Raw genomic sequence first — 3,710 nt, forward strand, 5'->3', positions numbered from 1 at the left:
CCACGCGACGACACGACACCGAGCCAGAGACTCGGATGATCGTTCCGTGGGAGGCGCCCTGCGGGCCGGCCACCTTGCGGCGTCCTGCATCCCGTTGTGGGCTGTGCAAGCCATCTTACAACAGTCCGAGCGGCGCTCGAACCATTTTCAGCGACCTGCTCCCCGGGGCCGGCCGCCTCCCGGCGTCCTGCGTCCCCTTGGGGCGAGGAAGACATTAAGACGCCTCGCCGGGACCGTCAAATCGCGGGCGCCACGAACCCGGCCCCCTTGTCACCCGCCCGCGCCATCGGGCGCGCTGACCTCGCCATTCACGCACTACGTGCTTCGGGTCACAGTGGGGTACCGTGCCCTGACCGCTCTCCCCCGGCGAGATGTCCCATGGGGCGGGCGGCGGCTCCCGGGTCGGCTGTCGCCCGAGGTCAGGAGGAACACCCGTGAACGTGCCCGCCGCCCGCGCTTCGGCGGAGCGCCTGGTGGTCGCCGCGACGATGGGACCCACGGTCCATGACGTCCACGCCTGGCGGTTCAAGGTCGTTTCCGGACTGATCGAGGTGCACGCCGACCCCGACAGGTTCCGGCCGAGGAACGATCCGGCGGGGCGGGGCCTCCACCTCAGCAGCGGCGCCGCGCTGGTGAACCTGCGCCTGGCCGCGGCGCAGCTCGGTTACGAGGCCGTCGTCCGGTTGCTTCCCGATGCCGGGCGTCCATCCGTCCTCGCCTCCGTGCGCCTGGCCGGGCGGCACCGTGTCTCCCGCGAGGAGCGGCTCCTCTACGCCGCCACGCTCCGGCCGTTCCGCGGCGATCTACCCGCCGCGAGCGCCTGCCCTCCGTCGCCCGTCGTCGACGATCTGGCCGGGGAGGCGAGGCTCGAAGGAGCCATGCTTCGGCGGCTTCCGCCGGCGCCTCACTCGGCGGGTCAGCGGGCGGTGCTGACCACGCGAGGGGACTCCCCCGCCGAATGGCTGCGAGCCGGGCAGGCTCTCCAGCGCCTCTTGCTGAGCGCGGTGGCCCGCTCGCTCGCCGCCTCGTTCGGCTACGAGGCACTCGACGTGCCGGGCGTCGAGGAGGTCACGGAGCCGGGCGAGACCCCGCAGGTTCTGCTGGAGATCACGCAGCCCGGGGACGCTCCTACTCCAGCCGCCGGTAGCTGGAGAGGACGAACGACAGCGGCGCGGTCAGCGGCTCGGGCAGCTTTTCCAGCCGCTCCCTGAGCTGCTCCGGCGGGACGTGGTGCGCGCTCGGCCCCATGCCGACGAGCGTGATCACCTCGCCGTGCGTCAGGACGGTCTCGGTTTCGAGTTCCTGGCGCGAGTCCAGCTTGAAGTAGCCGGAGAGCGCGGTGTCCATGCGCTCGGTCTTGTGCTTGTCGATCGAGAGCAGGCCGAGAGGCTCCACGAGTGTTCCGAGGTGACGGGGTGACGGGGTCACCGTGAGCAGCAGCCCGTCGTCTCGGAGCACGCGGTGGAACTCGGTCGCGTTGCGCGGGGCGAACACGTTGACGACGATGTCGGCCACACCGTCGCGCAGCGGGAACGGGCGCCAGAGGTCCGCGACGACGGCGCCGCAGCGCGGGTGCGCCTTCGCGGCGCGCCGGGCGGCGTGCTTGGAAATGTCCAGGGCCAGGCCGACGGCGTCCGGCGCCCGGTCGAGGATGCGGCTGAGGTAGTGCCCGGTTCCGGCGCCCGCATCCAGGACGACGGAGGGAGAGGCGCGGGAAACGCTCCAGGCGAGCCGGTCCGCGAGAACCGCGAAGTGGCCTGCCGTCAGGAACTCGTCCCGCGCGCGGACCATCTCCGGTGTGTCGGCCGTTCCCGGACGGGCGTTGCCCGGCAGGAGATTCGCATACCCCTGTCGCGCGACGTCGAAAGCATGCCCGCCCGGGCAGACCAGGCGGCGGTCGGCCAGTTCGAGGTCGGCTCCGCACACGGGGCACACCAGGTATCGGACGACATCGGCGAGCATCCGTCCATCATCGACCATGCCGGCCGGTGAAGGGGCGGTGGCGTCCGCTTCTTTGCCCGCGCGCCTCCCCGGCGACCGCCGCGCGTCTCGTCCGCGCAACCTGGCGGGCGGCCGGTCAGGCCTTCGCGCGCCGGCGGACGTCCTCCATGTCGAGGCCGCGGACCTGCTCGATCACGTTCTCCAGCACCGACTCGGGCAGCGCGCCGGGCTCGGCGAACACGATCATGCCGTCGCGGATCGCCATCAGCGTGGGGATGGACCGGATGCCGAAGCGCTCCGACAGCTCGGCCTCGGCGTCGGTGTCCACCTTGCCGAAGACGATGTCCCCGTGCTTGTCCGCCGACCGCTCGAACACGGGCGCGAACCTCTTGCACGGGCCGCACCACTCCGCCCAGAAGTCGACCAGCACGATGCCGTCGCCCTGAGCCACCTCGTCGAAGTTCTCAGCGGTCAGTGTGACCGTCGCCATGTCGGTTTCTCCTCAGTCGGGGTATCACGACGTAGAGCGGCTTACAGCCTCGCAGTATTCCCCACCTGGGAATCACAGAGCGGTAATTGGCGTTCTCCTCCTAGGGAGATCGCACCGGAGAAGGGTCAGGATGGCTGGAACCCGTACCAAGGGCGACAGGGTCGAAGTCCCCGACAAGGATCTTGTCGGGGCGTACCTCGACCGGATCGGCCGTACTCCCCTGCTCGACGCGCAGGAGGAGGTCGATCTGGCCAAGGCGATCGAAGGGGGCCTGTACGCCGAACAGCTGCTCGAGGAGGGGGCGGTGCCCGAGGGCGCGTCCCGCGAGGAGCTGGAGGAGCTGGCCGCGGCGGGGCTGCGCGCGAAGCAGCGCTTCGTCGAGGCCAACCTGCGGCTGGTCGTCTCGATCGCCCGGAAGTACCCGACCGACTCGTTGCCCCTCATCGACCTCATCCAGGAGGGGAACCTGGGGCTGATGCGCGCGGTGGAGAAGTTCGACTACCGCCGCGGCTTCAAGTTCTCCACCTACGCCACGTGGTGGATCCGGCAGGCGATCGGCCGCGGGCTGAGCCACACCGCCCGCACGATCCGCCTGCCCGTCCACGTCGAGGAGGAGTTGTCCCGGCTGCGGCGCGCGGAGCGCCAGCTCAGCCGCGAGCTCGGCAGGGAACCGACCCGCGAGGAGCTCGCGATCGCCGTCGGCGCCGAGGCCGAGCATGTCGACGAGCTGCTGCGCTGGCGGCGCGACCCGGCGAGCCTGGACGCGACCGTCGACGACGCCGGCGAGACGCCCATGGGCGACCTGCTGGAGGATCCCGACGCCGTCACCCCGGAGGCGGAGATCCTCGCGCTGGACGACATCGAGGGCCTCGGACGGCTGCTGGACCGGCTTCCCGAGCGCGAGTCCGCGATCCTGCGGGCCCGGTTCGGGATGGACAGCGGGCAGCCGCTGTCGTACGCGCAGATCGGCGCCCGCTACGGGCTGAGCCACAACCGCGTCCGGCAGATCACCGACCGTTCGCTGCGGCGGCTGCGCCAGCTGGCCGGCGAGACGGACCTGAGCGGCCGCCGGGCGCTCGCGGGCGGCCACGGCACCGCGCCGGAACCGGCCGCGGCCGGGTCACGGGCGGCCTGACCGGGCGGCCCGAGCGGCGTCCCGCCGCACGACCGGCGACGGGGGGGCCCCGGAAAGGGGCCCCCCCGCCCCGGCAGGGGCCCCCCGCCCCCGGCGCGCGGGGCGTTACGTCCACGCCGGGCGGGGCCGGCCCGAGCCAATGAT

General features: G+C 72.2%; 4 protein-coding genes. 2 read left to right on the forward strand and 2 right to left on the reverse strand.

Going from position 1 to position 3,710, the window contains the following annotated elements; genetic code table 11:
* Positions 1-434: 434 nt before the first annotated feature.
* The gene (locus AB0K37_RS40885) at positions 435-1,211 is read left to right on the forward strand and encodes a hypothetical protein (protein ID WP_363991273.1); all 777 of its coding nucleotides are present in this window, start codon (positions 435-437) and stop codon (positions 1,209-1,211) included.
* Here AB0K37_RS40885 and AB0K37_RS40890 read toward each other — a convergent pair.
* The gene (locus AB0K37_RS40890) at positions 1,129-1,962 is read right to left on the reverse strand and encodes a putative RNA methyltransferase (protein WP_363991275.1); all 834 of its coding nucleotides are present in this window, start codon (positions 1,960-1,962) and stop codon (positions 1,129-1,131) included. The two genes, AB0K37_RS40885 and AB0K37_RS40890, sit on opposite strands and share 83 nt — an antisense overlap.
* Positions 1,963-2,077: 115 nt before the next feature.
* Positions 2,078-2,431, reverse strand: coding sequence for a thioredoxin (gene trxA / locus AB0K37_RS40895; RefSeq protein ID WP_345171804.1), 354 nt, complete (start codon positions 2,429-2,431; stop codon positions 2,078-2,080).
* 130 nt (positions 2,432-2,561) lie between these two features.
* Between trxA and AB0K37_RS40900 the strand changes: the two genes are divergently transcribed.
* Positions 2,562-3,566 carry a sigma-70 family RNA polymerase sigma factor gene (locus AB0K37_RS40900; RefSeq protein ID WP_363991278.1) on the forward strand — a complete coding sequence of 335 codons (1,005 nt, stop codon included), beginning with the start codon at positions 2,562-2,564 and terminating at the stop codon, positions 3,564-3,566.
* The last annotated feature ends 144 nt before the right edge of the window (positions 3,567-3,710 follow it).

The organism is Actinomadura sp. NPDC049753, from assembly GCF_040674655.1.
Taxonomy (GTDB): Bacteria; Actinomycetota; Actinomycetes; order Streptosporangiales; family Streptosporangiaceae; genus Spirillospora; species Spirillospora verrucosospora.